Source organism: Dialister sp. (assembly GCF_047832375.1).
Classification (GTDB): Bacteria; Bacillota; Negativicutes; order Veillonellales; family Dialisteraceae; genus Dialister.
The window spans coordinates 36,645-62,447 of record NZ_CP181256.1; the positions used below are offsets into that span (position 1 = coordinate 36,645).

Annotated in this window: 20 protein-coding genes and 2 other annotated features; all 20 genes read left to right on the forward strand. The window is 53.2% G+C overall.

What is annotated here, in order from left to right; all coding sequences use genetic code 11:
* The first annotated feature begins 228 nt into the window (after window positions 1-228).
* Window positions 229-1,623 carry an AAA family ATPase gene (locus tag ACFWUL_RS00160; protein ID WP_416178131.1) on the forward strand — a complete coding sequence of 465 codons (1,395 nt, stop codon included), beginning with the start codon at window positions 229-231 and terminating at the stop codon, window positions 1,621-1,623.
* Complete coding sequence (locus ACFWUL_RS00165; RefSeq protein ID WP_416177438.1) at window positions 1,610-2,359, forward strand: hypothetical protein; 750 nt, start codon at window positions 1,610-1,612, stop codon at window positions 2,357-2,359. The genes ACFWUL_RS00160 and ACFWUL_RS00165 overlap by 14 nt, the downstream gene beginning before the upstream one ends.
* A gap of 876 nt (window positions 2,360-3,235) precedes the next feature.
* A complete protein-coding gene (locus ACFWUL_RS00170; protein WP_416177439.1) occupies window positions 3,236-4,699 on the forward strand; it encodes an ISLre2 family transposase in 1,464 nt (487 codons plus the stop codon).
* Between the two features lie 420 nt (window positions 4,700-5,119).
* Entirely contained in the window at window positions 5,120-6,064 is a 945-nt protein-coding gene (locus ACFWUL_RS00175; RefSeq protein ID WP_416177440.1) for a homoserine O-succinyltransferase, read from the forward strand.
* Between the two features lie 174 nt (window positions 6,065-6,238).
* The gene (locus tag ACFWUL_RS00180; protein WP_416177441.1) at window positions 6,239-7,015 is read left to right on the forward strand and encodes a basic amino acid ABC transporter substrate-binding protein; all 777 of its coding nucleotides are present in this window, start codon (window positions 6,239-6,241) and stop codon (window positions 7,013-7,015) included.
* Window positions 7,016-8,048: 1,033 nt separating this feature from the next.
* Window positions 8,049-8,990 (forward strand): homocysteine S-methyltransferase, encoded by a 942-nt coding sequence (gene mmuM, locus ACFWUL_RS00185; protein WP_416177442.1) that lies wholly within the window; start codon window positions 8,049-8,051, stop codon window positions 8,988-8,990.
* Between the two features lie 732 nt (window positions 8,991-9,722).
* Window positions 9,723-10,025, forward strand: coding sequence for a hypothetical protein (locus tag ACFWUL_RS00190; protein WP_008860572.1), 303 nt, complete (start codon window positions 9,723-9,725; stop codon window positions 10,023-10,025).
* A 52-nt stretch (window positions 10,026-10,077) separates the two neighbouring features.
* Window positions 10,078-10,318, forward strand: a binding site (T-box leader).
* Between the two features lie 58 nt (window positions 10,319-10,376).
* The gene (locus tag ACFWUL_RS00195; protein WP_008860573.1) at window positions 10,377-11,201 is read left to right on the forward strand and encodes a MetQ/NlpA family ABC transporter substrate-binding protein; all 825 of its coding nucleotides are present in this window, start codon (window positions 10,377-10,379) and stop codon (window positions 11,199-11,201) included.
* 405 nt (window positions 11,202-11,606) lie between these two features.
* Complete coding sequence (locus ACFWUL_RS00200; RefSeq protein ID WP_416177443.1) at window positions 11,607-12,239, forward strand: YigZ family protein; 633 nt, start codon at window positions 11,607-11,609, stop codon at window positions 12,237-12,239.
* A gap of 379 nt (window positions 12,240-12,618) precedes the next feature.
* Window positions 12,619-13,158: a hypothetical protein gene (locus tag ACFWUL_RS00205; protein WP_297023665.1), complete on the forward strand. Its 540-nt coding sequence runs from the start codon at window positions 12,619-12,621 to the stop codon at window positions 13,156-13,158.
* Window positions 13,159-13,338: 180 nt separating this feature from the next.
* Window positions 13,339-13,565 (forward strand) — a binding site (T-box leader).
* A 78-nt stretch (window positions 13,566-13,643) separates the two neighbouring features.
* A complete protein-coding gene (locus tag ACFWUL_RS00210; protein ID WP_416177444.1) occupies window positions 13,644-14,825 on the forward strand; it encodes a hypothetical protein in 1,182 nt (393 codons plus the stop codon).
* Window positions 14,826-15,104: 279 nt separating this feature from the next.
* Window positions 15,105-17,006 carry an NADH-quinone oxidoreductase subunit L gene (locus ACFWUL_RS00215; RefSeq protein ID WP_416177445.1) on the forward strand — a complete coding sequence of 634 codons (1,902 nt, stop codon included), beginning with the start codon at window positions 15,105-15,107 and terminating at the stop codon, window positions 17,004-17,006.
* The gene (locus ACFWUL_RS00220; RefSeq protein ID WP_297023671.1) at window positions 16,999-17,874 is read left to right on the forward strand and encodes a respiratory chain complex I subunit 1 family protein; all 876 of its coding nucleotides are present in this window, start codon (window positions 16,999-17,001) and stop codon (window positions 17,872-17,874) included. Before ACFWUL_RS00215 ends, ACFWUL_RS00220 begins: the two co-directional genes overlap by 8 nt.
* A gap of 10 nt (window positions 17,875-17,884) precedes the next feature.
* The gene (locus ACFWUL_RS00225) at window positions 17,885-18,385 is read left to right on the forward strand and encodes an NADH-quinone oxidoreductase subunit B family protein (protein ID WP_297023673.1); all 501 of its coding nucleotides are present in this window, start codon (window positions 17,885-17,887) and stop codon (window positions 18,383-18,385) included.
* On the forward strand, window positions 18,382-18,822 hold the full coding sequence (locus ACFWUL_RS00230; RefSeq protein ID WP_297023677.1) for a hydrogenase: 441 nt from the start codon (window positions 18,382-18,384) through the stop codon (window positions 18,820-18,822). The genes ACFWUL_RS00225 and ACFWUL_RS00230 overlap by 4 nt, the downstream gene beginning before the upstream one ends.
* Window positions 18,822-19,907, forward strand: coding sequence for a nickel-dependent hydrogenase large subunit (locus ACFWUL_RS00235; RefSeq protein WP_297023680.1), 1,086 nt, complete (start codon window positions 18,822-18,824; stop codon window positions 19,905-19,907). The genes ACFWUL_RS00230 and ACFWUL_RS00235 overlap by 1 nt, the downstream gene beginning before the upstream one ends.
* 352 nt (window positions 19,908-20,259) lie before the next feature.
* The gene (locus tag ACFWUL_RS00240; protein ID WP_416177446.1) at window positions 20,260-22,284 is read left to right on the forward strand and encodes a 4Fe-4S binding protein; all 2,025 of its coding nucleotides are present in this window, start codon (window positions 20,260-20,262) and stop codon (window positions 22,282-22,284) included.
* Window positions 22,277-22,621 (forward strand): hydrogenase maturation nickel metallochaperone HypA, encoded by a 345-nt coding sequence (locus ACFWUL_RS00245; protein ID WP_297041377.1) that lies wholly within the window; start codon window positions 22,277-22,279, stop codon window positions 22,619-22,621. Before ACFWUL_RS00240 ends, ACFWUL_RS00245 begins: the two co-directional genes overlap by 8 nt.
* Window positions 22,622-23,275: a hydrogenase nickel incorporation protein HypB gene (hypB, locus tag ACFWUL_RS00250; RefSeq protein ID WP_297023688.1), complete on the forward strand. Its 654-nt coding sequence runs from the start codon at window positions 22,622-22,624 to the stop codon at window positions 23,273-23,275.
* Window positions 23,276-23,566: 291 nt separating this feature from the next.
* Window positions 23,567-25,798 carry a carbamoyltransferase HypF gene (gene hypF / locus ACFWUL_RS00255; RefSeq protein WP_416177447.1) on the forward strand — a complete coding sequence of 744 codons (2,232 nt, stop codon included), beginning with the start codon at window positions 23,567-23,569 and terminating at the stop codon, window positions 25,796-25,798.
* The last annotated feature ends 5 nt before the right edge of the window (window positions 25,799-25,803 follow it).

A 25,803-nucleotide genomic window follows, 5' to 3' on the forward strand; every position in this document is an offset into this window, starting at 1 on the left:
TATAGGCGCTCGCCACTCATCCCTGGACAGGGGTGGGCAAGGGCGTAGTGCAGACTTCCGGCTGTCGGCTGCTGGCTCCTGACGCTCTATTCCCGAGCCTCTAGCCCCGAGCCCCGAGTCCCCAATCCTGATTCTTTTTTTGGAGTTTTATTTTCAAAATTGATACAAAATGTTACAATATAGAGAATTAATGTCAGAAAATCGATCTCGGAAAGGGGACGTGTGAATATGGTGAATGGCTTTGACAAGAAAAATAATGTCCGAATTATCGAGATGAGCCTACAGGATTTCATGAACGTGGAAGAGGGAACTGTGAAGTTTTCCTGCGCAAGAAATGATGAACGAAATTTCGGAAATGCCGATATTTTAGGTCTTTATGGACAGAATGGCTCGGGTAAGACTGCATTCATTCATGCTTTGTCTGTTATTAAGACGTGTATGATGGGAATGAAGCTGAGGCCGGAGACTTCTGCCTATATAAGGAATGGGGCGGAATCTTTACGTATTCATATTGGCTTTTCGGGAAAAGTTAGAGAGAGGATTGTTGACTTTTTTTATGATGTGGTTATTCATCGTGTCAATGATGAAAACCAGGCTGGCGCACAAATCCGTTCCGAAGCATTGTCTATTCGTGATAGGAGGAGCAGAAAGCATGTGCTCCTCAGCTGTGATGATAAAGCGGTTTTGAGACCTAAAAAGGTCTTTGCGAATTTCTCACTCAAAAACAATATGGAACTTCATGTGACAAGAGGCATTGTCAAGAGTCAGGGAAGGTCCTTTATCTTTTCGAGAGAGCTTTATAATTTCATGAAGTCTATAGGAGATTCAGAATCTGTTCAGCAGATGCAGATATTATTTTCCTTGGATTTATTGAAAAAATTCGCAAGTGAATATCTTTATGTCATTGGGGTCAAGGATATCGGAGTGATTAATCTGAGCATTGCCATGCCCTTTTATTTTCATATCCAGGATGAAGGTATTCATTCTTTTGGAACCATCGGCATACCTATCAATGGACCAGCCACTATCCCTGTTCGAGCCTGTCAGGTGGCGGAACGGTTTATTAATGATATGAACTCGGTGCTGAAATATTTGATTCCAGGCCTGCAGCTGCAGTTGAGAAATATCGGTGATGAGCTTAATGCGAACGGAGAGAAAATGAAGAGGGTGGAGCTTGTTTCTATTAGAAATAATAAAGCTATCCCTCTTAAATATGAATCCGAAGGTATTAAGAAAATTTTGAGTATTCTCCATGTTTTTATTGGAGCTTTTAATGATTCATCTATGACTGTGGTGATTGATGAATTTGATGCCGGTGTATTCGAATATCTGCTTGGTGAGCTCCTGGAGCTTTTTGCAGAATCCGGTAAAGGACAGCTCATTTTTACGTCTCATAATTTACGGCCATTGGAGGTACTCAATAAGGATTTTATTGTTTTTACTACTACAAATCCAAAGAACAGATATGTACGTCTGAAAAACGTGAAGAGTAATAATAATCTGAGAGATTTTTATTATCACACGATTCTGCTGGGAGGGCAGGATGAATATCTCTATAATGAAACCAATCAATATGAGCTGAGTTATGCCATAAGGAAGGTCGGGAAGTATGAGAAAGAGTAGAAAGGTCTGCTTATTTGTGGTAGAAGGTATGGCGGATAAAACATCTCTGGCTCTTCCTTTGCAAAATCTTTTTCGCCATTTTTTTGATCCGGCTTACGTTGAATTTGATATTATGAATGGTGATATTACTGCTGATTACCGAACAAAGCCGGATACAATCATCGGGCAATTGGGAAGTCATATTAAAAAGCATTTGGATAAAAAGAAATTAAAATTTGATGATTTAATTCAGATTATTTTGGTGGTTGACACAGATGGAGCATTTATTCCAGATGATCATGTTATCGTTGGCGCGAGGGCATATAGAAAATATCCCTTTTATTTGGATGATTCCATCGTTACTGCAAACTTAGAGGAACAAGAGAAGATACAAGTAAGAAATCATCGAAAGGTTAGCAATTTGAAAAGGATTATTTTTCTTCCAAAAGTAAGGAAAATACCTTTTTGCGTCTATTATTTTTCTTGTAATATGGACCATGTATTTCATAATGATGCCAATTTGGATGATGATCACAAAGTGTCGATGGCTGAAAATATCGAAGATAAATTTAGAGGAAATTATAAGGGATTTATTGATTATCTTAGAAATTCGTTTCCTAAAGGAGTCAAATGGTCCTATGATTCTTCTTGGAGTTTCATAGAGCAAGGGACCAATTCTCTGAAAAGAAACAGTAATTTTGTACTCTTCCTAGATCTTGACGGACTTTCTCAATTAAAGCAAAACGTGGAGAAGTAGTAGTGAAGTGGTTGGGAATTCTGCCAGCTATCCGCTATCGGCTGTCGGCTATCGGCGTGCCTTCGGCAATCCCCCCTCGCCACTGCGTGGCCCTCTCCCCCCTGACAAGCAGTGGGGCGCAAGAGAGTATATAGGCGCTCGCCACCCACCCTTGGACAGGGGTGGGCAAGGGCGTAGTGCAGACTTCCGGCTTCCGGCTGACGGCTGTCGGCAATCCCCCCTCGCCACTGCGTGGCCCTCTCCCCCCTGACAAGCAGTGGGGCGCAAGAGAGTATATAGGCGCTCGCCACCCACCTCTGGACAGGGGTGGGCAAGGGCGTAGTGCAGACTTCCGGCTTCCGGCTGTCGGCTGTCGGCTGTTAAGGGGCGGCGCGGTCGGGATTGGGATCGGGATTGGGTGGCCGCCACATCGTCATTTCGACCAGAGTGGAGAAATCTCCCGGCAGAATGGGGCTGATGGCTGAGTGCGCCTGACGGTGCGGTAGCTGGTGGCTAGTGGCTAGTGGCTTGTTCCTTGTTCCTTGTTCCTAGCTACAAGCTACTAGCAACTAGCTAATTGCACACCCGCCCTCCAACGTCATCCTGAGCGAAGCGAAGGATCTCGGTAAGAATGATAAGTGAGTGAAATGCCGATAAATACCAGTCAGCGGGGCGCCTTTTTTATTGGCTGTCGCTGGGAGCAGACGATACTCAATGAGTGAAACGAGCTAAATCTGTAGTCGTCAGTGGTCGTATCGGAAGTCCTCGCAGGCCTTAGTGTAAAATTTTACTCGGTAGGGAAATTTTTCCAGAAACAATAAAAGAGGAAAGCCTCCCCTTGAGTGGAAATGTTATAATTTCCGTGGCAAAGAATAAAACAAAGAAAGGGCTTTCCTCATGGATATTATAACAAAAACTGGAGAAATTTGGAGTGAAAATGCAATTGGTGCAGTCATTTCTCTCATTAAGGAATCTGATGACTCTATCGAGGCTGAAAGGAAGCTAACTCATTGGCTCACTGAAATGAACTGTCAGCTTATAGCTATGGCCCTGGCGCGTATTGACACTGAGCTGTATCAGATTTACAAGGTACAGGGGTGGCGTGTGGCGCGCCGGGACTCTAGGACGATTTGCTGCCGCTATGGAGAGCTGACCTATACCCGAAGACTTCTGCAGAAAGAAGGGAAGAGCTTCTATCCCCTGGACTGCAAAATGGGCTTTGAGTCCAGAAAGCACTACAGCCTGGGAATGATTGAGCGGATTGTCGAGGCTGTCGCAATTACCACATCCCGCAGTGCCAGCGAACTCCTGCAAAGCCTGGCAGGGATTACCATCTCCCATCAGTCCGTTATCTCACTCAAGAATTATGCCGGTAAGAAGGCAAAGGCTTACGAAAAAGCATTGGCAGAAGAGGAAAAGGTTGAAAAGCCGACACAGCCGGAAATTATAGCGATTGAAGGAGATGGAATTGTACTCAAGAACAAGGAGAACGGCGGCGTTTCGGAAGTGCACCGCCTCCAGGTATATGAGGGAGTCAGGAAAAATGGCAACAGGACAGAACTAGTAGGACTTCGCTGCTTTGCATCTACCAGCAGGAAAGAACTTTTTGCATTGGTAAGAAGCTATCTGCTTGGGCACTATGACCTGTCTAAGACCACAGTGCTGTCGAATGGGGATGGAGGTTCCGGGTACCAATTTCAGGACTTTGAGCGAATGGTAGAAGGCTGCCTGGATCACCAGCACTTCCGCGACTGCTATCATGTGCATGAAAAGATCCGGACCCGGCTCAGCTTCTGCAACAGGAAACTGATAGACCGTATTATCCGAGAACTTCACCAGAGCGACGATATTATGAAACAGATTCCCGTATGGATGGATACTGTCCGGAACTGCGCCCGAACAGAGGCGGATTTGGAGGAGGTAGACAAGCTGCAGAGCTATCTGGAGAGAAATGCTCCCTATATCCCCAGCCTGAGGCAACGCGGCATCAATACAGAAATTCACCTGGGTACTGCAGAAACAAACCACCGGTTCTACAGTTATCGCATGAAGCGGCAGGGACGGAGCTGGTCCAGCGAGGGAATGGAGTGTATGGTTTGGGTATTAACCGCCCGGAAGAATAAAGCACTTACAGCAGCTCTCCTGTACCATGCTAATGGGAAAAGCTACAAAAAGATGGATAGAGCCATGCACAAGGCTGCGGTGCAGGCAGAGCATAAAATCGCCCAGAATGTCCGGAGTGAGGCGCAGAAGCGTAAAATGAGAAACTATAGGCCAGGATGCCTGGAGGGGCGTATAGGCGTTTATGGAGCTTCTTCTTCACCAATGGGGAGACTGGCCAGAGCTATACAGAAATACTGATAAAACCGAAGCCACGGAGATAGTAATTATCGACAGTCAAATGAATTACCGAGGAAAGCTTGACACTTACCTTCGCAGGCGTATCCTATTGACATTTATTCACGGACAGTTTAAAATAGCTATAATTTCAAAGAAGCAGGGAAGAGAAGAGTACCCGTGCAGGAATGGCAAAGAGAGCTCCCACTGGTGAGAAGGAGCACAGGAAAGCATGGAGAAGATGGCCTCTGAGCTTGATATGCTGAATGGTGAAGCAGTCCGGGAGTCTCCCGTTACAGAGACAGGGTATCAAGGCATGGCCGGCGTACCTGTGAGGTCTTTCCGGTGACGGAAAGATGAAATTGGGTGGTAACACGAGGATCTCGTCCCTTAGGGGACGGGATTTTTTTATTGCATGTATGCTTTTACAAGGAGGTTTTCATTTTGCCGATTAAAATTGCCGACGGTTTGGACGCTGTTTCAGAACTGAAGAAGGAAGGGATCGTAACCATTGGAGAAAAAAGGGCCCGGACCCAGGACATCCGCCCCCTGAAGATTCTCATCCTGAATCTCATGCCCATCAAAAAACCTACGGAGGTGCAGCTGCTCCGGCTCCTGGGAGATACGCCGCTGCAGCTGGATGTGGATTTTGCCCGCATCGCATCCCGGGAAACCACCCACACCGATAAATCTTACCTCGATGAAAATTACCTGACCTTTGATGACATCAAAGACAAACGGTATGACGGTTTCATCATTACCGGGGCACCGGTGGAAAAAATGCCCTACGAACAGGTGGATTACTGGCCGGAGATGCTGAAATACTTCGACTGGGCTGACACCCATGTCTTTTCTACCCTCCATTTCTGCTGGGCCGCCCAGGCCGGACTCTACCGGGATTACGGTGTGCAGAAACGGATTCTGCCGCAGAAGCTCTTTGGCATTTACCAGTACAACCTGACCCTTGCCTACCATCCCCTGCTCCGCGGATTCGATGACCGGTACTTCATCCCCCAGTCCCGGCATACATCCATCGATGACCGGAAGGTGGATGAGACGCCGGAACTTACAGTGCTCTCCCGGTCTGAAGAAAACGGGATCAACATTGTGACAGACAAGGAATCCCGCCGCATCTTCGTGCTGGGCCATTTCGAATACGACCTTCGCACCCTGGAGTGGGAATACAAGAGGGACCGGGAAAAGGGACTGCCCATCCGGCTTCCGGAAAATTACTATCCCTACGACGATCCCCAGGAAAAACCGCGGTTCGTATGGTGCAGCTATGCCCACCTGTTCTACCATAACTGGCTGAATTTCGTGTACCAGGAGACCCCCTACAGCCTGGATGATCTCATGCCCTTCAATGTGCATAACCCGCTGCACGTGTGAAAGAAAAGACGATATCCTGCTGCCCGGGCGGTGTCCTGGCCAGGCATCGGTTCGTTTCGGTTATGGATAAAGACGCTGGTATCCGGAAACTCCCTGACAGTATTTTGATCTGTCAGAAATGAAAAACCCTTTATCCGGTTTCCCTCTTTATCCTATCCTGAAAGGAGGACTTCTATGAAGAAACTGTTACTTTTCTTTGCGTTGCTTTTTGGCCTTACCCTGGGTCTTTCGGGCTGTGGGAGTTCCACTTCCGGCGGAAAGACACTCCGGGTAGGCATGGACGCCGCCTATCCGCCCTTTGGGTTCCAGAATATGGAGACCAAGTCCTATGAAGGCTTCGATGTGGATATCATCAAAGCCATTGCCAAAGAGGAAGGCATGGAGGCGGAAATCCACAATGTGAATTTTGACGGCCTTATTCCGGCCCTTCAGTCCGGGGACCTGGACACCGCTATCAATGACATCACTGTCACCGAAGACCGGAAGAAGTCCGTGGATTTCACGAAACGGTACTATATCGCCGGCCTGGGCGTGGTAGTCAGGGGCGATGATTCTTCCATCCGGACGAAGGAGGACCTGAAAGGAAAGACCCTTGGCGTCACCATCGGATCCACAGGGGAGGAGGCGGCCCGCAAAATCGATGGAGCCCAGGTAAAGGTCTACAATACCCTGAGCGATGCGTTCCTGGACCTGAAACAGGGAGCCGTGGACGCTGTGGTGAATGATATTCCCACCAATGAATACTACGTGGCCAAAACGGCAGACCATTCCGTGAAGACAGCGCCGGTGGCCCTGTCTACGGAGAATCTGGCCATTGCAGTGAAGAAGGGGAATAAGGATCTCCTTGCCAAATTGGATGATGGCCTTGATAAAATAAAGAAAAACGGTGAGTTTGCAGAAATCTACAAAAAGTGGTTTGGCAAAGAACCGCCGGAAGAAATTGTGGACTAGTGGACTAGTGGGCTAGTGGGCTAGTGGGCTAGTGGACTAGTGGGACCTTGACTGCTGTGGGTTGTCCGCTTCCCGCCGGATACTGTCATTCTGAACGCAGTGAAGAATCTTGGTGAGTACCGCTAATGGCTCCTGCTAGCTCACTAGTCCACTAGTCCACTAGTTCACTAAAGAATACCAGTCGGCGGGAAGACATCAGACTATCAGACGACAGACATCAGAAAACAGTATTCTCGAACGCAAGAGGGACAATCCCGCCGCCTTTGGCGGCATACAAAACTTATCGCCCCCTAAAGGGTGGCAAAGGAACTGGATTCGTAGGGGAGCAAAGCGACCTGAGAATCCCGTGACATGCTTTCCCGTGGAGAAACAACTCACTACATTTTGTGCGTCGCTTTGCTCCTACATCCACTGCTGTCACTGACTCACTGGATTTTCAGGTCGCTGACGCTTCCTTACAAATCCAGTTCGCTAGTGCAAAATGTGTTCGCTGTGCACCGTGAGGGCAATCCACCACCCTTTGAACCCTCACACCGAAGGTGTGTCCGATAGTGCCCGCTAGCACCGTCATCTCGAGCGGAGCTGCGTGTCGGTATGGGGCAGATGGAAAATGCATTTATGATACTCTGAGTCGAGAGATCTCCCACCGTAATGCCGCCTGTACCATCAGAGGGGGAGATTTCTCCACTCCGCTTCGGTCGAAATGACGGGAGGGCGCGAGCCGGCTTTTCTGTCATTTGGGGCGTGAGATTTCTCCACTCCGCTCCGCTACGGTCGAAATGACGGGAGGGGGCGGGCCGGCTTTTTTAAAATCTGCGGCGTCAGCCGCCACCACAACCCTCGGGCCAAAGGCCCGTCAAACTTAAGAACCCTCCGGCCCATAGGGCCGGTCCATCTTAAGAACCTTTTTCACAACCTTTCCCTTCACAACCCTTCTACACAACCTGCGGCATCCGCCGCGTCCCTTTGTGCCCAAAGGGCTGAAAAATCCTCTGAACCCGGCCGCGAAGCGGCCTTTGATAAAGGAGCTATTATGATAGAAGACATCTTAAAAAAATATCCATTCATCGTGCTGGACGGCGCATTTTCCACAGAACTGGAAAGGCAGGGCTTTTCTATTAATGATGACCTCTGGAGTGCCATCGCCCTCTATGAAAGACCGGATCTGGTGAAGGCGGTGCATCGTTCCTATTTCGATGCCGGAAGCGACATTGTCACCAGCGCCAGCTACCAGGCCACCCTGGAAGGCTTTGAGAAGAAAGGCTTCTCCCGCAAAGAGGGAAGGGAGCTCCTTATCCGCTCTGTGCAGCTGGTGCAGGAGGCCAGAGATGAGTTCCTGGCAGAGTCATCGCCGGAAAGAAGGCCGGTGCCCCTGGCAGCGGCTTCCGTGGGACCCTATGGTGCTTTCCTGGCCGACGGCAGCGAATACAAGGGCCATTATGGCAAGACAAGGGAAGAGCTGGCCGATTTCCACCGGGAGCGCCTGCATATCCTGGCGGAGGCAGGTCCCGATATCTTTGCCTGTGAAACCATTCCCTGCCTTCTGGAAGCTCTGGCGGAGACAGACGTGCTGTCGGAAATAAAAAACGCTTCCGCCTGGGTTTCCTTTTCCTGCAAAGATGGCCTCCATACCTGCGGCGACGATTACATCGGCGACTGCGCCAAAGCCCTTGACCCCATTCCCTGCGTAAAGGCTATCGGTGTGAACTGCACGGCGCCGGAGTATGTGGAATCCCTGATTCTGGAAATCAGGAAATATACTTCAAAGCCAGTGGTGGTCTATCCCAATTCCGGTGAACATTACGACCCCTCCGGCAAGACCTGGGGAGGGGCGGCAGCGGATTATGCAGACTTTGTGAAAATCTGGCAGAAAGCCGGTGCCCGCCTCATCGGCGGCTGCTGCCGCACCACGCCGGAAGATATAAAGAAAGTGGCAGCTTTCCGGCAGGAACTGATGGGACAGCAGCGGGACTGATACGGCTATCGGCTGGCGGCTATCGGCTGTCCGCTTACGGCTGTCGGCTATCCGCTATCCGCTGTCCGCTGGCTGTATGCCCGAAAGAGGAAGGCCGCCAAAGGGGGCATTATAAAACTTGCGGCGAAGCCGCCACCACCACCCTCGGTCCGAAGGGCCGTCGCCCCCTGAGCGAAGCGGTGCACAACCCTTCTACACAACCTGCGGCGGAGCCGCGCCCCTTTGCGCCCTCCGGGCGCATCCTCTAAACCCTCACACGGAAGGTGTGTCCAAGGGTAAGAAGCAAAAATGACACAGGCCGCCGATTGGCGGTCAGGACCGCGATGGAGCATCTTATCGGTGCTCTGCCCCGTACACCCTTTGCCTCTTCGAGGCGTTCCCCTCAAGGGGAAACGAGGGATCTGAGGAGAAAAACAGCGAGTCATATACTTCACGTACCATTTCGGAGTTTTCCCCCTTTGGTGGTGAACGCAGCGAGCCAGTCAGCAGAATGCTTAACATGCTATATGACATAGAAAGCCAATCCCGTAACGCTGACTTTATACTCATCGCCCTGCGGGCGATACCACAACCCTCGGGCCAAAGGCCCGTCAAACTTAAGAACCCTCCGGCCAAGGGCGGTCAATCCTAAGAACCTTTTCCCATCATGCGGAACCTTTTGAACCTTTTCCCCTCATCATGTATAATAAAGCCAGCATAGCGAGGTCTTAGTATAAAGGAGCAGTGAATCATATGCAGGGCGGCGACGCAGACGAGTTTATTGATTATCTGAATGACGGGGAGGCTTCCGTGAGGCACCGGGGGTATGTGTACCGGTTCTCGGGGCTGAAATTTCATCCCGGAAGAAATACCTACAGTATCAGTGTGGAGAAATACCGGTTTTCCAAAGAGCCCTTTGAGGAGTTCATGGAGCTGGTCTATTACTATGAATCTGACGATGGCGATGATGTGCTGAACCATGTGACGGAAGATATTCTCTGGGACGGGAAGACCTTCTACGAGCTGGAAAAGGCACTGACCTGGATTGACTGGTAGTAAAATTTCTCTTGACTTCATGATTTCCCGATGGTATATTTAATGCAACTTCATAAAGGCAATGAAGAGAAGAGTACATGAAATGGTCCGGCCAAGAGAGCTCCGTTGGGTGAAAGGGAGTGCGGACGGTTTGATGGAAGATGGCCTCTGAGCCTGGTGCGCTGAATGATGAAGCGGCCCGGGAGCTCCCGTTACAGAGACAGGGTATCAAGGCATAGGCCGGCGTACCTTATGAGACCGATGAAGCAATTCATTGGTGAAATTGGGTGGTAACACGGTCCTCCGTCCCTTTCGGGACGGGGGATTTTTGTTTTGTACATTTTTAACATATTATATGCAGGAGGTTTTATTATGAACTGGAAGAAAACATTAGCCCTTTCTCTGGCAGCCCTGGCAGTGGCCGGCGCCATTTCCGGCTGCGGCGGTGACAAGAAGGACGCCAAGGCTCCGGCGGAAAAGAAGGAAATCACCGTAGGTATTACACCGGGGTATTCTGAAAAGGTTATGGAATTTGTGGCCCAGGAAGCAGAAAAACAGGGACTCAAGGTGAATATCAAGTCCTTCTCCGACTACGTGACCCCGGACCAGGCCCTGGCAGCAGGTGATATCGACCTGAACTCCTTCCAGCACGGCCCCTTCCTGGAAGCCTTCAATGAAAAGAATGGTACCAAGCTGGTTTCCATCGGAAATACCTACCTGGCACCGCTCCGCGTTTATTCCAATAAAATCACCGACATCAAAGACGTTCCCGACGGCGCCAAGGTGTCCATCCCCAATGATCCCTCCAACGGCGGCCGCGCCCTGCTTCTCCTGGACCATCAGGGCCTGCTGAAACTGAAGGAAGGAACGGACCCCACCAAGGCCGTGGTAGGCGATATTGCTGAAAATCCGAAGAACCTGCAGATTGTAGAACTGGAAGCAGCCCAGCTGCCCCGCTCCCTGGATGATGTGTCCATTTCTGTCATTAACGCAGGCTATGCGAAATCCGCCGGCCTGGATTCCAAGAAAGCCCTGGCCACCGAAGATAATACATCTCCCTATGTGAACATCATCGCTGCCAGAGAACAGGATAAGGATAATCCCACCTACCAGAAATTCGTGAAGATTTTCCAGAGCGATGCCGTGAAGAAATACATTAATGATAACTTCAGCGACGGACTGATCCCGGCGTTTTAATGGACCGGAGGGTCCAAGGGTTGACAGGCCTTCGGCCTGAGGTTTGACCGGCCCTTTGGGCCCGAGGGGGCTTAAGTTTGACGGGCCCTATGGTATCGCCGCTTCGCGGCGATGAGCATATGCCGCCAAAGGCGGCAATAGAATGGCGCCTTTGGCGCCGTACCTCGCTAACGCAGTGATACTATATAACTACCCTGGGCGGAGCCCTCAACCTGTCCGGGAGGCGAAGCCGGTCCCGGACAGAACCCTTGGGGCCAAGGGCGTAAGCCCGGCGGCCCCATCAACCCTCACGCCCGTAAGGGCGTGTCAACCTTCGGGAATACAGCTGCCCATAACATATGACTCAAAAAACAGCACCGACCGGCGCTGTTTTTTCGTGTTACAATGAAGAAAAAGGAGGTCATCATGCTTATTCCCTACGCGGCTCCGGCGGAGCCATTTCATAAAGAAACGGAAATTAAAAAATCCATTTTCATTGCCCACCTGGTGCCGGTGAATTCGGAAGAAGAGGCCCAAAAGACGCTGGAAGGCTTCCGGAAACAGTACAAAGATGCCACCCATAACTGCTACGCCTGGCGCATCGGTACGGAAAGGGTGATGGAAAAATCGGGGGATGACGGCGAACCGTCGGGCACCGCCGGCCATCCCATGCTCCATGTGCTGCAGATGCAGAAGCTCACCAACCTTCTGGCCGTGGTGACAAGGTACTTCGGCGGTATCAAACTGGGAGCCGGCGGCCTCACCAGGGCCTACAGCTCTTCACTCTCGGAAGCGGTGAAGGAAGCGCCTATTGTCCGCTATACACCCCATGTGCACCTGCAGCTTACTATCCCCTACAGTGCGATTGGCGGATTTGAAAATTACATCAAAGATACGGATATCATCGTGAAAGATCGATCCTTTACGGATAAGGCAGTCATGGACTTTCTCTGCCTTCCGGAAAAGGAGGCTGCCCACCGCCGTTTCTTCACGGACCTCACCGCCGGCAAAGCGGACATGGAGGAACTGGGAGAAGAGTATGTGAAGATGGAGAGATAGGGGAATGGATCACCAATAAGCCGGTAATGGAGTGGGTCAAAAAGTGAGGAATGAGGAGTTAGGAGTGGTGGTGCGGCGCACAAATAATATAGCGCCGCGAAGTATTTATTTTCTGACATCACTGCTGCTGCAGCTGTTAGACAGGTGATGGGACGGCTTGGATAGGTTGATAAGGTTGATTTGAACCATGCAGCCATCGGTTCATCGGACTGTTTATTGAAACCGGCCAAGTCCCCCAGGCCAATCAAGCCATCCAAGCCCATCCCGTCCCTGCGCAAGATAAAAAACTGTAAGCCGTAAGCTGATAGCTGTAAACTGTAAGCCCTGATCTGTCATCCGTAAGCCGATGAATAACAATAAGTAACCATGGGAGGAACCTATGAAAAGCACACAGGAAATTGTTATGTCCTATGCCCGCCATATCGAGGAACTGGAGGAAAAGGCTTCAGCCCTGGCGGCGGAAAATGAAGCACTGAAGAAGATGCTGCAGGAAGCCCGGCATAATGGGGCCTCCGGAAGCTCCACCATACTGAATGAGGGGAAGGAAAAGGATTTCTATCCCAGCGAGCGCCATGAGATCCTGGTGGATGTGCTGCAGGAGGCCAGGAAAGGTCTCAAGAATGGTTCGAGGAGAGCCGATGTGATCGATGACCTTCTGGCGGCAAATCCGGTAAGTGGGGAGCCAAAAAAACGGGCGTCCCAGGTCAAGGTGATTTTGAAGGGGTACCGGGGTATGGACGAGGGAATCCGGAAGAAGCTCCGGGCCCTGGGTATCACGGGCAATGAGCAGCACAGGAAACACTTCCTCCTTACCTACTTTGATGATCCCCGGTATACGGTTACCATGACTGCCACCGGCAGTGATTCCGGCAGGGGCGGGAAGAACCTGGCAGGAGATATGGTTCGACTTTTTTTCTAGCTGTTTAAGGAAAATGATGATGAAGCAGTGCATAAAAATCCTTATGTAATCTGACTCTGTGAATGAATCAGGGCTTCTTTGGTCCAATTATTTGATTCGCAAGTAAAATTTTTGCCTGCTTCGCCAATTTCCTGTTGACAAGTACCGCAGATAAGTATATACTGCTTCATAACTAAAGAATTACCTGCATGGAACGAGACAGAAATGATGGAAAACCTTTCAGAGAGCCGGTGGATGGTGAAAACCGGCAGGAGCTGTCGTTTTACTCACTCGCGAGCATCCCGGCCGAACCGAGTAGGACGGGCGGACATCTCCGTTATGGATAAGCCGAAGTCATTGGTTTTCCAATCATTGATGCGGCGGAGTGATAAGTACAAGGTGGTACCGCGCGAAGATGCGCCCTTCAGAAATGAGTTTTCTGATGGGCGCTTTTATTTTTCCCGGTGCCGGTGCAGGATGTGTTTCACGCAAAGGAGTGAAGAAGTATGGAAGAGAAAAAAGGGTTTTTCAGTGGAGCCCTGGGACGGCTTGTCCTCCCGGGAATTATCCTGCAGTCCGTCCTCATCGGCGGCGGCTATGCCACGGGCCGTGAAATCGTGGAGTACGGCGCCAAGTACGGTGCCATGGGCTGGCTTTCGGGGCTGGCCACGTTTGTGGGATTTGCCCTGGTGGCGATCCTGTCCTTTGAACTGATCCGTCTCTACAAAGTGTATGATTTCAAGTCCTTTTTGAAGCAGCTCATCGGACCCCTGTACCATGTGTTTGATGTGGTGTACCTGCTGTTCATGGTCATCATTATTGCCGTCATGTCATCGGCCACAGGTGCCGTGGTGGAGCAGATGACAGGGCTCAATTACTGGTACGGCGTCGGTGCCATCACCATTATCGTGGGAATCCTCAATTACTACGGGGAAAAGATTATTTCCTATTTTGAAACCATCGGTACTGTGCTGCTCTATATCGGCTATATTTCCTTCTCCATCCTGGTCATCAGCCACGGGGGCTCTAACATTTCTGAAGTCATGGCGGCCGGGGACCATTCCTTCGTTCCCGATGCTACCGTAGGGGCTGCTCTGTGGACCGGTATCCTTTATATGGCTTATAACCTGGTCGTATTCCCGGCGTCCTTCTTCACCATCAAAGCCCAGAAGAGCCGGAAAGATACCATTATCAGCGGTATCATCGCCGGTCTTCTCATGATTATTCCCTGGTTTATGACTTACTACGCGGTCATGGCCTTCTATCCGGACAAGGCGGTTCTGGCTTCCCCGGTACCCTGGGTGGCCATGATGCAGGCGGACAATGCGCCGGGCTGGCTGCTGCTCCTCTTCAGTATCGTCATGGGTTGGACCCTGATTGAAACGGCTACCGGCATCATCCATGCCATGCTGGAACGAATCGATACGGGCCTCAAGGATACGGGCCGCCGGCCGCTTCCAAGAAAATACCGCGGCATGCTGACCATTGCCATCCTGGTTGTTTCTGTAGCCTTTGCCAAAATCGGGATTATCGACCTCATTGCTAAAGGCTATAACGCTTTGGCCTATGCCTTCATCCTGCTGTACCTTGTACCACTTCTCACAGTAGGGGTCTATAAGATTTACAAGAAATCAAAAGAAGAAAAAACGGTGGAAGAAACAGCATCGGATATGGTGATTGCAAAATAAATGGTATCGCCAGCCAAAAGCCTCCCCCGGAAATTTATTTCCGGCGGGAGGCTTTTCGTATGGGAACCGGGTTTCGGGATCAGGTTGGCTCCACCTGTTCCTCTTATGCATTATTTTTACTTATATTTATACCAAAAATCGATGATTGCCGGTTTCTTCATTTTGTATCTTGCGGGAATCCAACTTTTGCGATAAAGTATATATTAATACACAAAAAATCTGCAATATAATGTATACTTAATGTATACGTTAAAGGAAAGAGAGAAGGGAAGGAAGCATATGGCTATACCGGCATTGCTCTTTGCACTGCCCCTGGTGACGGCGGTGATTCTTCTGGTGAACCGGAATCCGGCCATCCGGAATATGGTGGTCCGGGTATCGGCGGTGCTGATCATGGCCCTGTCCGTGGCGGCGGGGTTCCTGTACTTCGGCCACCCCTACAAGATCAGTATTGACTCCCCCCTGGTGCGGCTGGTGATGATGGGGGTAGACGGCCTGGCGGCGCTGACGGTGCTCTATTACTGCGCCCGGTACCGGCGGTACCTGACGGCCCTCCTTGGCATCCTCCAGTTCGGCCTCATCGTGGCCTTTGAGTTCCACGCCGGCAGCTACGCCCGGTCGGTGTGGGATTTCAATATCGATAACCTGGCCATCATCATGATTCTCATCGCCGGTATCATCGGCGGCCTCATTGCCATTTACTCTCTGGGATACATGGCCGTATTCCATCGGAAGCACCTGGACGTGAAGGATCGGCGGTCCTTCTTCTTCTTCGTGGTGTTCCTCTTCCTTTCCGCCATGTTCGGCCTGGTCATGTCGAACAATCTCCTTTATATGTATACGTTCTGGGAAATCACATCCCTCTGCTCTTTCCTCCTCATCGGCTATACGGGAACCAATGAGGCTGTCCATAATTCCTTCAAGGCCCTGTGGATGAACCTTCTGGGCGGCCTGGCCTTTGCTATGGCCATCGCTTACCTGGGCACCCATTTCTATACGCTGGAACTGTCGCAGCTCCTGTCCCTGGGCATGCAGCAGATGCCGGTGGAACCGGTGGTGGCGCTCCTCGTATTCTGCGGTTTCACGAAATCCGCCATGATGCCCTTCTCCGGCTGGCTTCTGGGAGCCATGGTGGCACCGACCCCTACGTCGGCGCTGCTCCATTCCTCCACCATGGTGAAGGCCGGGGTATTTCTCATCATCAAGCTGGCGCCTATCCTTGGCAATAACCATGCCGGCATCATGGCCATGCTGGTAGGAGGCATTACGTTCTTCTTTGCCTCCTGCGCTGCCATTTCTCAGTCCGACGGGAAAAAGGTGCTGGCCTATTCGACGATTTCCAACCTGGGCCTCATCGTGTGCTGCGCCGGCACCGGGTCCTATGAAGCGGCCTGGACGGCGATTATGATCGTCATTTTCCACGCCGTGGCCAAGAGCCTTCTCTTCCTCACCGTCGGTACGGCGGAACAGCAGCTGGGCAGCCGGAACCTGGAAAGCTTCGACGGCATTTTCAATTCCATGCCCCGTCTGTCCCTTTGCATGGTGATCGGCATCTGCGGCATGTTCCTGGCCCCCTTCGGCATGCTCATTTCCAAGTGGGCCGCCATGAAGGCCTTCGTAGATGCGGGACAGCCCCTGCTCCTCCTGGCCCTGGTCTACGGTTCTGCCACCACCCTGTTCTACTGGACGAAATGGCTGGGCAAGATTACCACCTATATACCGACCAATGAAAACCGGGAGAAGGGCATTCTGGGAGTGGAGTGGACGGCGCTGAAGACCTTGGCGGCTCTGACTCTGGTGGTGTGCGTTCTCTTCCCGCTGATTTCCCAGTACATGGTCATTCCTTATTTGGCTTTAATGTATAGAAATATTAATGATGTCATTGCCCAGTCCAACCTATGGATTATGTCGGTGATGGTGTTCCTTATCATTATCCTGCCGCTACGCTTCGGTAAGAGCCGCAGGAAGAAACAGGTCATTACGAACCTGTCCGGCGAAAACCTGGGCAGCGACGTGGCTTACCGCGGCGCCGCCGGCCGCATTGTGCCGGTGCAGCTCCGCAACTGGTATCTGGAATCCTGGTTTGGTGAAAAGAAGATGACCCTCTGGGGCTACACGGCCTGCCTGGCCTGTGTGCTTATGGAGCTGTCACTGGCGGCGGGAGGTATGTTCCATGTCTGATTACACCATCAATGTGGCGGGGGCCCTGCTTTTCCTGGTCCTGGCGCCAATTATCGGAGGCATCCTTTCTGGACTGGATAGGAAGATTTCCGCCCGCATGCAGCGGCGGGTGGGGCCTCCTGTCCTGCAGCCCTTCTACGACTTTGCCAAGCTCTGGGATAAGCAGCCCATTGCGGTCAATAAGGCGGAAGGCTTTTATGTTTTCGGATTTCTCCTCTTCGTCCTTCTCTCGGGAGCCTTCTTCTTCGCAGGAGCCGATATCCTTCTCGTAGTCTTCACGCTCACCATGGCCAGCGTGTGCCTCATCATCGCCGCCTATGCCACCGATTCTCCTTTCAGCCAGGTAGGGGCGGAACGGGAACTGGCCCAGACCATGGCCTACGAGCCCATGCTGCTCATGGTGGCTCTGGGATTCTACCTCTCCTGCGGCAGCTTCACCATCGGCGATATCATGCGCTCCGACACTATGAATATCCTTCGGATGCCCGGTATTTTCCTGGGCTTCTGCTATATTCTCCTCATTAAATTCCGGAAGTCCCCCTTCGATATTTCCATGAGCCATGAGGCCCACCAGGAGCTCATCGGCGGGGTGAAAACGGAAATTTCCGGCCGTACCCTGGGCATGGTGGAACTGGCGGAATGGTATGAAGACGTGTTCCTACTGGGGCTGGTGCTTCTTTTCTTCCTGTCCTCTACTCCCTGGACCCTGGGGCTGGGGCTCTTCGTGTGCGCCCTGGTGTTCTTCCTGGATATCCTGGTGGACAACAGCTGCGCCCGGATGAAATGGGAAAAAATGCTGGCGTCTACCTGGCTCTTTTCCTTCCTGGCAGGATTCATTAATGTAGCATTTCTCATGTATTTCAGATAAGGAGGCCGTTATGGCATTTGAAAAGAAATCGCCCTGGCTCATTCATTATGACGGCTCCTCCTGCAACGGCTGCGATATCGAAGTACTGGCCTGCCTGACGCCGCTGTACGATGTGGAGCGGTTTGGTATCGTGAATACGGGGGATCCGAAACATGCGGATATTTTCCTTGTCACCGGCGGCGTGAACGCGCAGAATCTTCCGGTGGTGCGGCAGATTTACGACCAGATGCCGGAACCGAAGGTGGTGGTGGCTGTGGGCACCTGTGCCTGCACCGGCGGCGTATTCCGGGAATGCTACAACATGCTGGGGGGCATGGATAAGGCCATCCCGGTGGATGTATACGTACCGGGCTGCGCGGCCCGGCCGGAATCCATCATCGCCGGCGTGGTAAAGGGCCTGGCGGTGCTGGAAGAAAAGCATAAGAAGCTGAAGGCCACCGGAAATCACGGGGTGCCGGAAGAAACATCGGATGCCTATGATGGATTTATGGAAGAAGGGGAAAAATCATGAAGCAGCAGATCATCGTCATCGGCACGGAGGACCTGCTGGAACGGACGGCCCGCTTCAAAAAAGAAGGGTGCCGGCTGGTCCAGATCCTCTGTACCCGGGTGGAGGAGGGCTACGAGCTTACCTACACCTTTGATAAGGATTATTTCCTGTACCACCTTCGGCTTATCGTGCCTCTCACGGGGTCCGTCATGAGCATTACCGGCCTCTACTGGTATGCCTTTGTCTGGGAAAATGAAATCCATGACCTCTTCGGCCTGGATATCCGGTTCATTGCGCCGGAAGTGGACTATGGCGGCCATTTCTACCACCTGGCCCAGAAGACTCCCTGGCATGACCTGTCGGGAGCGGTGCATGCGAAGCGGGCGGTGAAGGTCAATCTGCGGAGCGGCCTTGGCATTGATGCGTCCGTATCGAAAAGCGGGAAGGAGGATCACTGATGGCGGAAATAACGACAGTACCCTTCGGCCCCCAGCATCCGGTGCTTCCGGAACCGATCCATCTGGACCTGGAACTGAAAGACGAAACCGTGGTGAGGGCAGTGCCCTCCATCGGCTATGTGCACCGGGGCCTGGAAAAACTGGTGGAAAAGAGAGACTTCAAGCAGTTCATTTACGTAGCGGAGCGGGTGTGCGGCATCTGTTCCTTCGGCCATGGCTGGGGCTACGCCAAGGCGGTGGAAGGGCTCATGGATATCGAAATCCCGAAGCGGGCCAGCTACCTGCGCACCATGTGGCACGAACTGTCCCGCATGCACAGCCATCTCCTCTGGTGCGGCCTGGCGGCGGACGCCATGGGATTTGAAAGCCTTTTCATGAACGCCTGGCGGATCCGGGAAATCGTACTGGACATCTTCGAAGCCACCACCGGGGGCCGGGTCATTTTCTCGGTCTGCAAAATCGGCGGCGTGCGGCGGGATATTACGGACACCATGCGGAAAGAAATCCTGGAAAAAATGAAGGAACTGAAAAAGGAAATCCACAAGATGGCCATCGTATTCCTTTACGACAATACCATCCAGAGCCGCCTGGAGGGGGTAGGAACCCTTTCCATGAACGACGCCATGGAACTGGGCTGCGTGGGCCCTATGGCCCGGGCCAGCGGGCTTCCTGTGGATTACCGCATGGCCGACGATGAAGGAGCCTATAAAGAACTCCACTTCCATCCCATCACGGAGACCGCAGGGGACTGCCTGGCCCGGGTGAAGGTGCGGCTGGGAGAACTGGAACAGTCCATCGATATCATTACGGGGTGCCTGGAGAACCTGCCGGACGGAGCCATCGAAGCACCGGTCCGGGGCCTGCCGCCGGTGGGTGAATTCTTCACCCGGGTGGAACAGCCCCGGGGAGAAGCCCTGTACTACGTGAAGGGCAACGGCACAAAGAACCTGGAGCGCTTCCGCCTCCGTACACCGACGAATGCCAATCTCCCGGCCCTGGTCAAAATGCTGAAGGGCTGTGAACTGGCGGATGTGCCGAATATCATCCTCACCATCGATCCCTGCATCAGCTGTTGTGAACGGTAAGAGTGGCTGTATTGGTACACTATACAGTCGGATGGGGCATAAAGGTTGTAGGTCGGACGCCGCTTCGCTGGTCCGACCGGATTGTGGCTTTAGTAAGGCTGACGCCTTGCTAAAGCAGGGTCATAAGGTGGGCTTGCCGCTTTGCGGCTGATATATAAGCGGCCTTTGGCCGCGTTATATAAGGTTTCCCTTCCACTTAAGCGGAGCACTCCACCCGGTTGGCGAGCGCAGCGATGCCAACCCACCACCCGGCTCACGAGCGTCAGCGAGTGAGCCCACAACCCTTAGCCCCATGTACTCGATTGACTTTACATGTATTCCACTTTCTGATTTCATTCCATAAGGAGGATCTATGAGTTTTCTGATCTATATGAAACAGGCGCTGTCCAACCTTTTCAAGCCGCCTGTCACCACCTCCTATCCCCTGAAGCCGAAGCATTTCCTGCCCGGTGACCGGGGACGGGTGGTGAACGATATCAGCCAGTGCATCCTCTGCGGCCAGTGCATGCGGACCTGTCCTGCCGGTGCCATCACCGTGGACCGGAAGACCGGCACCTGGACCATTAATCCCTTTGCCTGCGTCCAGTGCGCCGGCTGCGTGGAAGTGTGTCCGAAGAAGTGCCTCCACATGGATCCGGAAGCGGCATCGCCGGACGTGAAGAAATCAGAAATCATCCTGTCCGTCCATCAGGAAGAAGGCACCGCTAAGGTAGAACGGAAAGTGGCGGCCATTGCCATGACGAAAAATGCCATGGACGACAGAAGTAAAATCGTTAATAACATCATTAAATGTATTTTCTGCGGCCAGTGCATGCGGAACTGCCCCACCGGTGCCATCACCGTGGACCGCCGGGCCAGGACCTGGCGCATCAATCTCGAAGCCTGCGTGAACTGCGGTACCTGCATCGACAACTGCCCCCGGAAATGTCTGTCCCTGGGCTGCTACCTGGGGAGCCCCAGTGAAATTACGCTGCACGGTTCCATGCCTCCTATAAGGAGAAAAGTGGCTGAGGTGGCTCCGGTGGCTGAGGGGAAGGCAGCGGTGCAGAAGGCAGAAAGCACCGCGGTTAATAAGATTCAGCCAGCCATGGAAGGTGCAGAAGCGTCTCCGGCGGTGGACCTGCCGGATGAACATATCCGTATCGAAGCGGAGAAGTGTCTCTTCTGCGGGAAGTGCGAGCATAACTGCCCGGTGGGTGCCATTACGCTGGACCGGAAGAATCGGACCTGGACCATAGACCGGGAGAAGTGCATCACCTGCGGTGTCTGCGCCGATGGCTGCCCGGCCCACTGCCTTACCCTGGCGGATGTCTGGGAAGCGGGAGAAAAGAAAGAATCTCCTTCCACGTACCAGGGGAAAGTCCTGCGTCGTTCTCCGCATAGACCGGCTGGGGTAAAGGTGGCTGAGGTGGCTCAGATGGCTCCGGTGACTGAGGGGAAGGCAGCGGTGCAGAAGTCAGACAGCGCCGCGGTAAAGAAAGAGATTCCCGGTTCAAAGGGGGCAGAAGGTTCTTTGAACAGCACTGCGGCTCAGACTGCAAAAGCGTCTCCTGCGGTGGACCTGCCGGACAGCCATATTCGGATCGAAGCAGAGAAGTGCCTGTTCTGCGGGAAGTGCGAGCACAACTGTCCGGTGGGCGCTATTACGCTGGACCGGAAGAACCGGACCTGGACCATAGATCGGGAGAAGTGCATCACCTGCGGCGTCTGCGCCGATGGCTGCCCAGCCCACTGCCTCACCCTGGCAGATGCCTGGGAAGCGGGAGAAAAGAAAGAAACTCCTGCCACGTACCATGGAAGAGTCCTGCGCCGTCCGCCGCATAGACCGGCTGGGGTAAAGGTGGCTGAGGTGGCTAAGGGGACTGAGGGGAAGGCAGCGGCGCAGAAGTCAGATAGCGCCGCAGTAAAGAAAGAGGTTCCCGGTTCAAAGGGTGCAGAAGGTTCTTTGGATAGCACTGCGGCTCAGGCTGCACAATCGTCTCCTGCGGTGGACCTGCCGGATGAACATATCCGGATCGAGGCGGAGAAGTGTCTCTTCTGCGGGAAGTGCGAGCACAACTGCCCGGTGGGCGCCATTACGCTGGACCGGAAGAACCGGACCTGGACTATCGACCGGGAGAAGTGCATCACCTGCGGCGTCTGCGCCGACGGCTGCCCGGCCCACTGCCTTACCCTGGCAGATGCCTGGGAAGCGGGAGAAAAGAAAGAATCTCTTGCCACATACCAGGGGAAAGTCCTGCGCCGTCCTCCGAGAAGGCCAGCGGCTCCAAAGGTGACGGAAAGTTCTGAAGTGGCCAAGGCGGCTAAAGGAAAGGCAGTGGCGCACAGGTCAGATGGCACTGAAGAAGTTCCGGGGAAGGATGGTTCCCATGCATGAGTACCCGGTGACGTTGGAGATTGTACGGATTGCCGAGAATACGGCCCGGGAAAAGGGGGGCCTTGTCAAGGCCATCCACCTGGTGGTGGGGGAGGATTCCGGATTCATCGGGGAGTCCATACAGATGTATTTTGACGTGATTTCCGAGGGCACCCTCTGTGAGGGGGCCCTCCTCACCATTAAAGATATAAAGCCGAAAATGAAGTGCGACCGCTGCGGCCGCCTTTTTGAAAGGAAACGGTTTTCCTTTACCTGTCCCTACTGCGGCGGTGACGGATCGCCTACGGAAGTGGGAAAGGAATTTTATATAGAATCAATTGATCTGGAGGTTTCATAAATGCACATGGTCAAAGCGGGGGTCATGGAAGATATCTATGCCCATAACAATCACATTGCGGAACACGTAAGAGATTACCTGATGAAACGGGATGTATACACCATCAACGTCATGGGGGCACCGGGCACGGGGAAGACCACATCCCTGGAACATCTCATGAAACACATGAAGTCCAAGGTCTACGTCATCGAAGGGGACATTGAGTCCGACATCGATACGGAGCGGCTTCGCAAAGAGCATGTGACGGCGGCCCAGATCAATACCTTCGGCGCCTGCCACCTGGATGCGCCGCTGGTACATAATGCGGTGCATACCATGGATTTCCAGGAAGGGGGTATCCTCTTCATTGAAAATGTGGGGAACCTGGTATGCCCGGCGGAGCTGAATATCGGGGAAAATATCAAAATGCTCATCGTCAGCGTGGCCGATGGCAGCGACAAGCCCTACAAGTATCCCCTGGCCTTTGAAAAGGCGGATATCATTCTCCTCAATAAAATCGACCTCATGCCTTACCTTGATTTCGACGAGGATTTCTTCATGAAAGGCCTCCGGCACCTGAACAAGCACGCCCCGGTGTTCAAGGTGAGCGGCAAGACGGGAGAAGGATACAAAGAAGCAGCTGAGTGGATTGAAAGCGCCGCAGGAAAAGCCTGAAAATCAGGGCCTGCAACCCCTGGCAATGGCCTTTGGCCAGGGCTCTGCCCTGCGGACAAGGTGGTGACTTCGTCAGGGCAAAGGCTGCCGCCTGGGCTTAAGGAAAAAATTATATAATCCGCGGCGCTATATAATTTTATGCGCCGTACCTTGAGCCCTGGGAAGGCCATAGCCTTGCCGCAAGGCAGCGCCATGCCACGCATAGCCCCGGCCGCAGGCCGCTGCCTTGGCTGAGGCCTATTCACATGTCTGGCCTCTCAGCTGACCATCATTATCATCAGGAGGTGCCTTATGTCAGACCTTGTCACATTTCGTCTTACCGTCACCGGACGGGTGCAGGGGGTGGGATTCCGTCCCTTTGTCTGCCGGATGGCGAAGGCCCTCTCCCTTACGGGATGGGTGAAAAACTGGGGCGGCATCGTGGAAATCAGGGCTTCCGGAAGAAGGGAAGCCCTTTTTGCACTGGAAAAGGGTCTCAAAGAAGCGCCGTATCCCATTTTTGTGGAGTCCATCCGGGAAGATGAGGTGCCCTATACCGCCTTTGACGGCTTTTCCGCCATCGAAAGCGGGGGCCATGCGGTGGAGCCCCTGTTTCCGGCGGACATCGGTATCTGCCCCACCTGCAGGAAAGAGCTCTATGACCGCAGGGACCGGCACTACCGGTATCCTTTCATTTCCTGCCCCGCCTGCGGGCCCAGGTACACCATCATCCACCGCCTTCCCTATGACCGGGAAAATACCACTATGGATGGCTTCCCCCTGTGTCCGGACTGCGAGAGGGAATACCATGACGAGAATGACCGCCGCTGCCACGGGGAGACCATCAGCTGCCCCGCCTGCGGGCCCCTCCTCACGGCGGACCTGAAGGACGGCCATCCCCTTTCCGGGGAGGAGGCCATGGAAAGGGCGGTATCCCTGGTGAAAGAGGGAAATATCATTATGGTGAAATCCATGGGCGGCTTTCACCTGGTGTGCCGGGGGGATCTGGCCAATGCGGTTATCCGGCTGCGGCAGCTGAAGCATCGGGAAGGAAAGCCCTTTGCCCTCATGGTCCATTCCCTGGAGGAGGCAGAAAAACTCTGCAGTCTCACGGAGGAAGACCGGCGCCTCCTGACATCCCCGGCCTGTCCCATCGTGCTTTGCCGGCCGAAGGAGGCACCCCTTCCTTCTGTGGCAGAAGGGGTGCCCCGGCTGGGGCTCTTTCTCCCTTCCAACGGGTTCTACGATATCCTTACGGAGGAGGTGGCGGCACCCCTCATCGTGACCAGCGCCAATATTTCCAAAGAGCCGGTCCTCTATAAAGACGAGGAAGCCCATGCATGGTTCCAGAGCCACCGGGTGTCCGGCTTTTTTACGAATAACCGGGACATCCTCCGCCCCGCCGATGACAGCGTCATGAAGGCGGAAGGAAACCATGTGGACCTGGTGCGCAGGACCCGGGGATTCCTGCCGGAGCCGGTGATCCGAAACGGCCCGGAGGGACAGGTGCTGGCCATGGGGGCGGACATGGAGCCTTCTTTCTGCCTTACCGGCGGCGGCCGCCTGTATCCCGGGGAACTGCCCTGCGACTTTCTCTACGGCTCCTCCAAAGAAACCTTCCTCCATATGGAGGAAGACTGGGAGCATATGCTCGGCATCCATCCGGAGAAGATTCTCTGCGACCTCCATCCCATGTATGAATCGGCTTTCATGGCGGAAGAAATGGCGGGGGACCGGGGCATTCCCTGTATTTCCGTGCAGCACCACCATGCCCATGCGCTCTCGGTGATGGCGGAACATGGGCTTTCCGGGAAAGCGGCGGCCTTTGTCTTTGACGGCACCGGCTGCGGCACGGACTATTCCATCTGGGGCGGGGAGATTCTTCTTCTCGAAGGGACGGACATGAAACGGGCAGGGCACCTGGATGGAATCCCCATGATTGGCGGGGACCTGTCCATGGCCCAGGCCTGGAAGAGCGCCTTCTGCAGCCTCGTGGCCAGCGGGGAAACGTCCGACGATCCCCGGTTTCCGGTGGTGGAAAATGCGGTGCACCAGGGCATGAACTGCGTCAATAATTCCTCCATGGGCCGTCTCTTTGACAGCGCCTCCGCCATTCTCCACCTGAAGGAAGAGAACCGGTACAAGGGAGAATGTGCCATGGCCCTGGAAAGGGCGGCGGAAGAAGCCCTGATGGAAGGACGGAAGCCGCTTCCCCTTCATCTCACCCTGGATGATCATGACGGACAGCTCATCTGGGACAGGGCGGACCTCATCCATGGCCTGGTGGCGACGGATGGTAAAATAAAAGAAGGAGCCCTGGGCTTTCACCGGGCCATAGTGGAAATGGTGGTGAAAAGCGCAGAGCTTTTAGGAGTGGAGCAGGTCATCCTGACGGGAGGCTGCTTCCACAACAGTATTTTATGGAATGAAACGCAAAATGCTTTGGAAAAGAAGCATTTCAAAGTCTATGGCAATGAAAAGGTCCCCTGCGGTGACGGGGGGATTTCCCTGGGGCAGGCCTGGTATGGCCTTCTCAAGGGGTGAGGAGG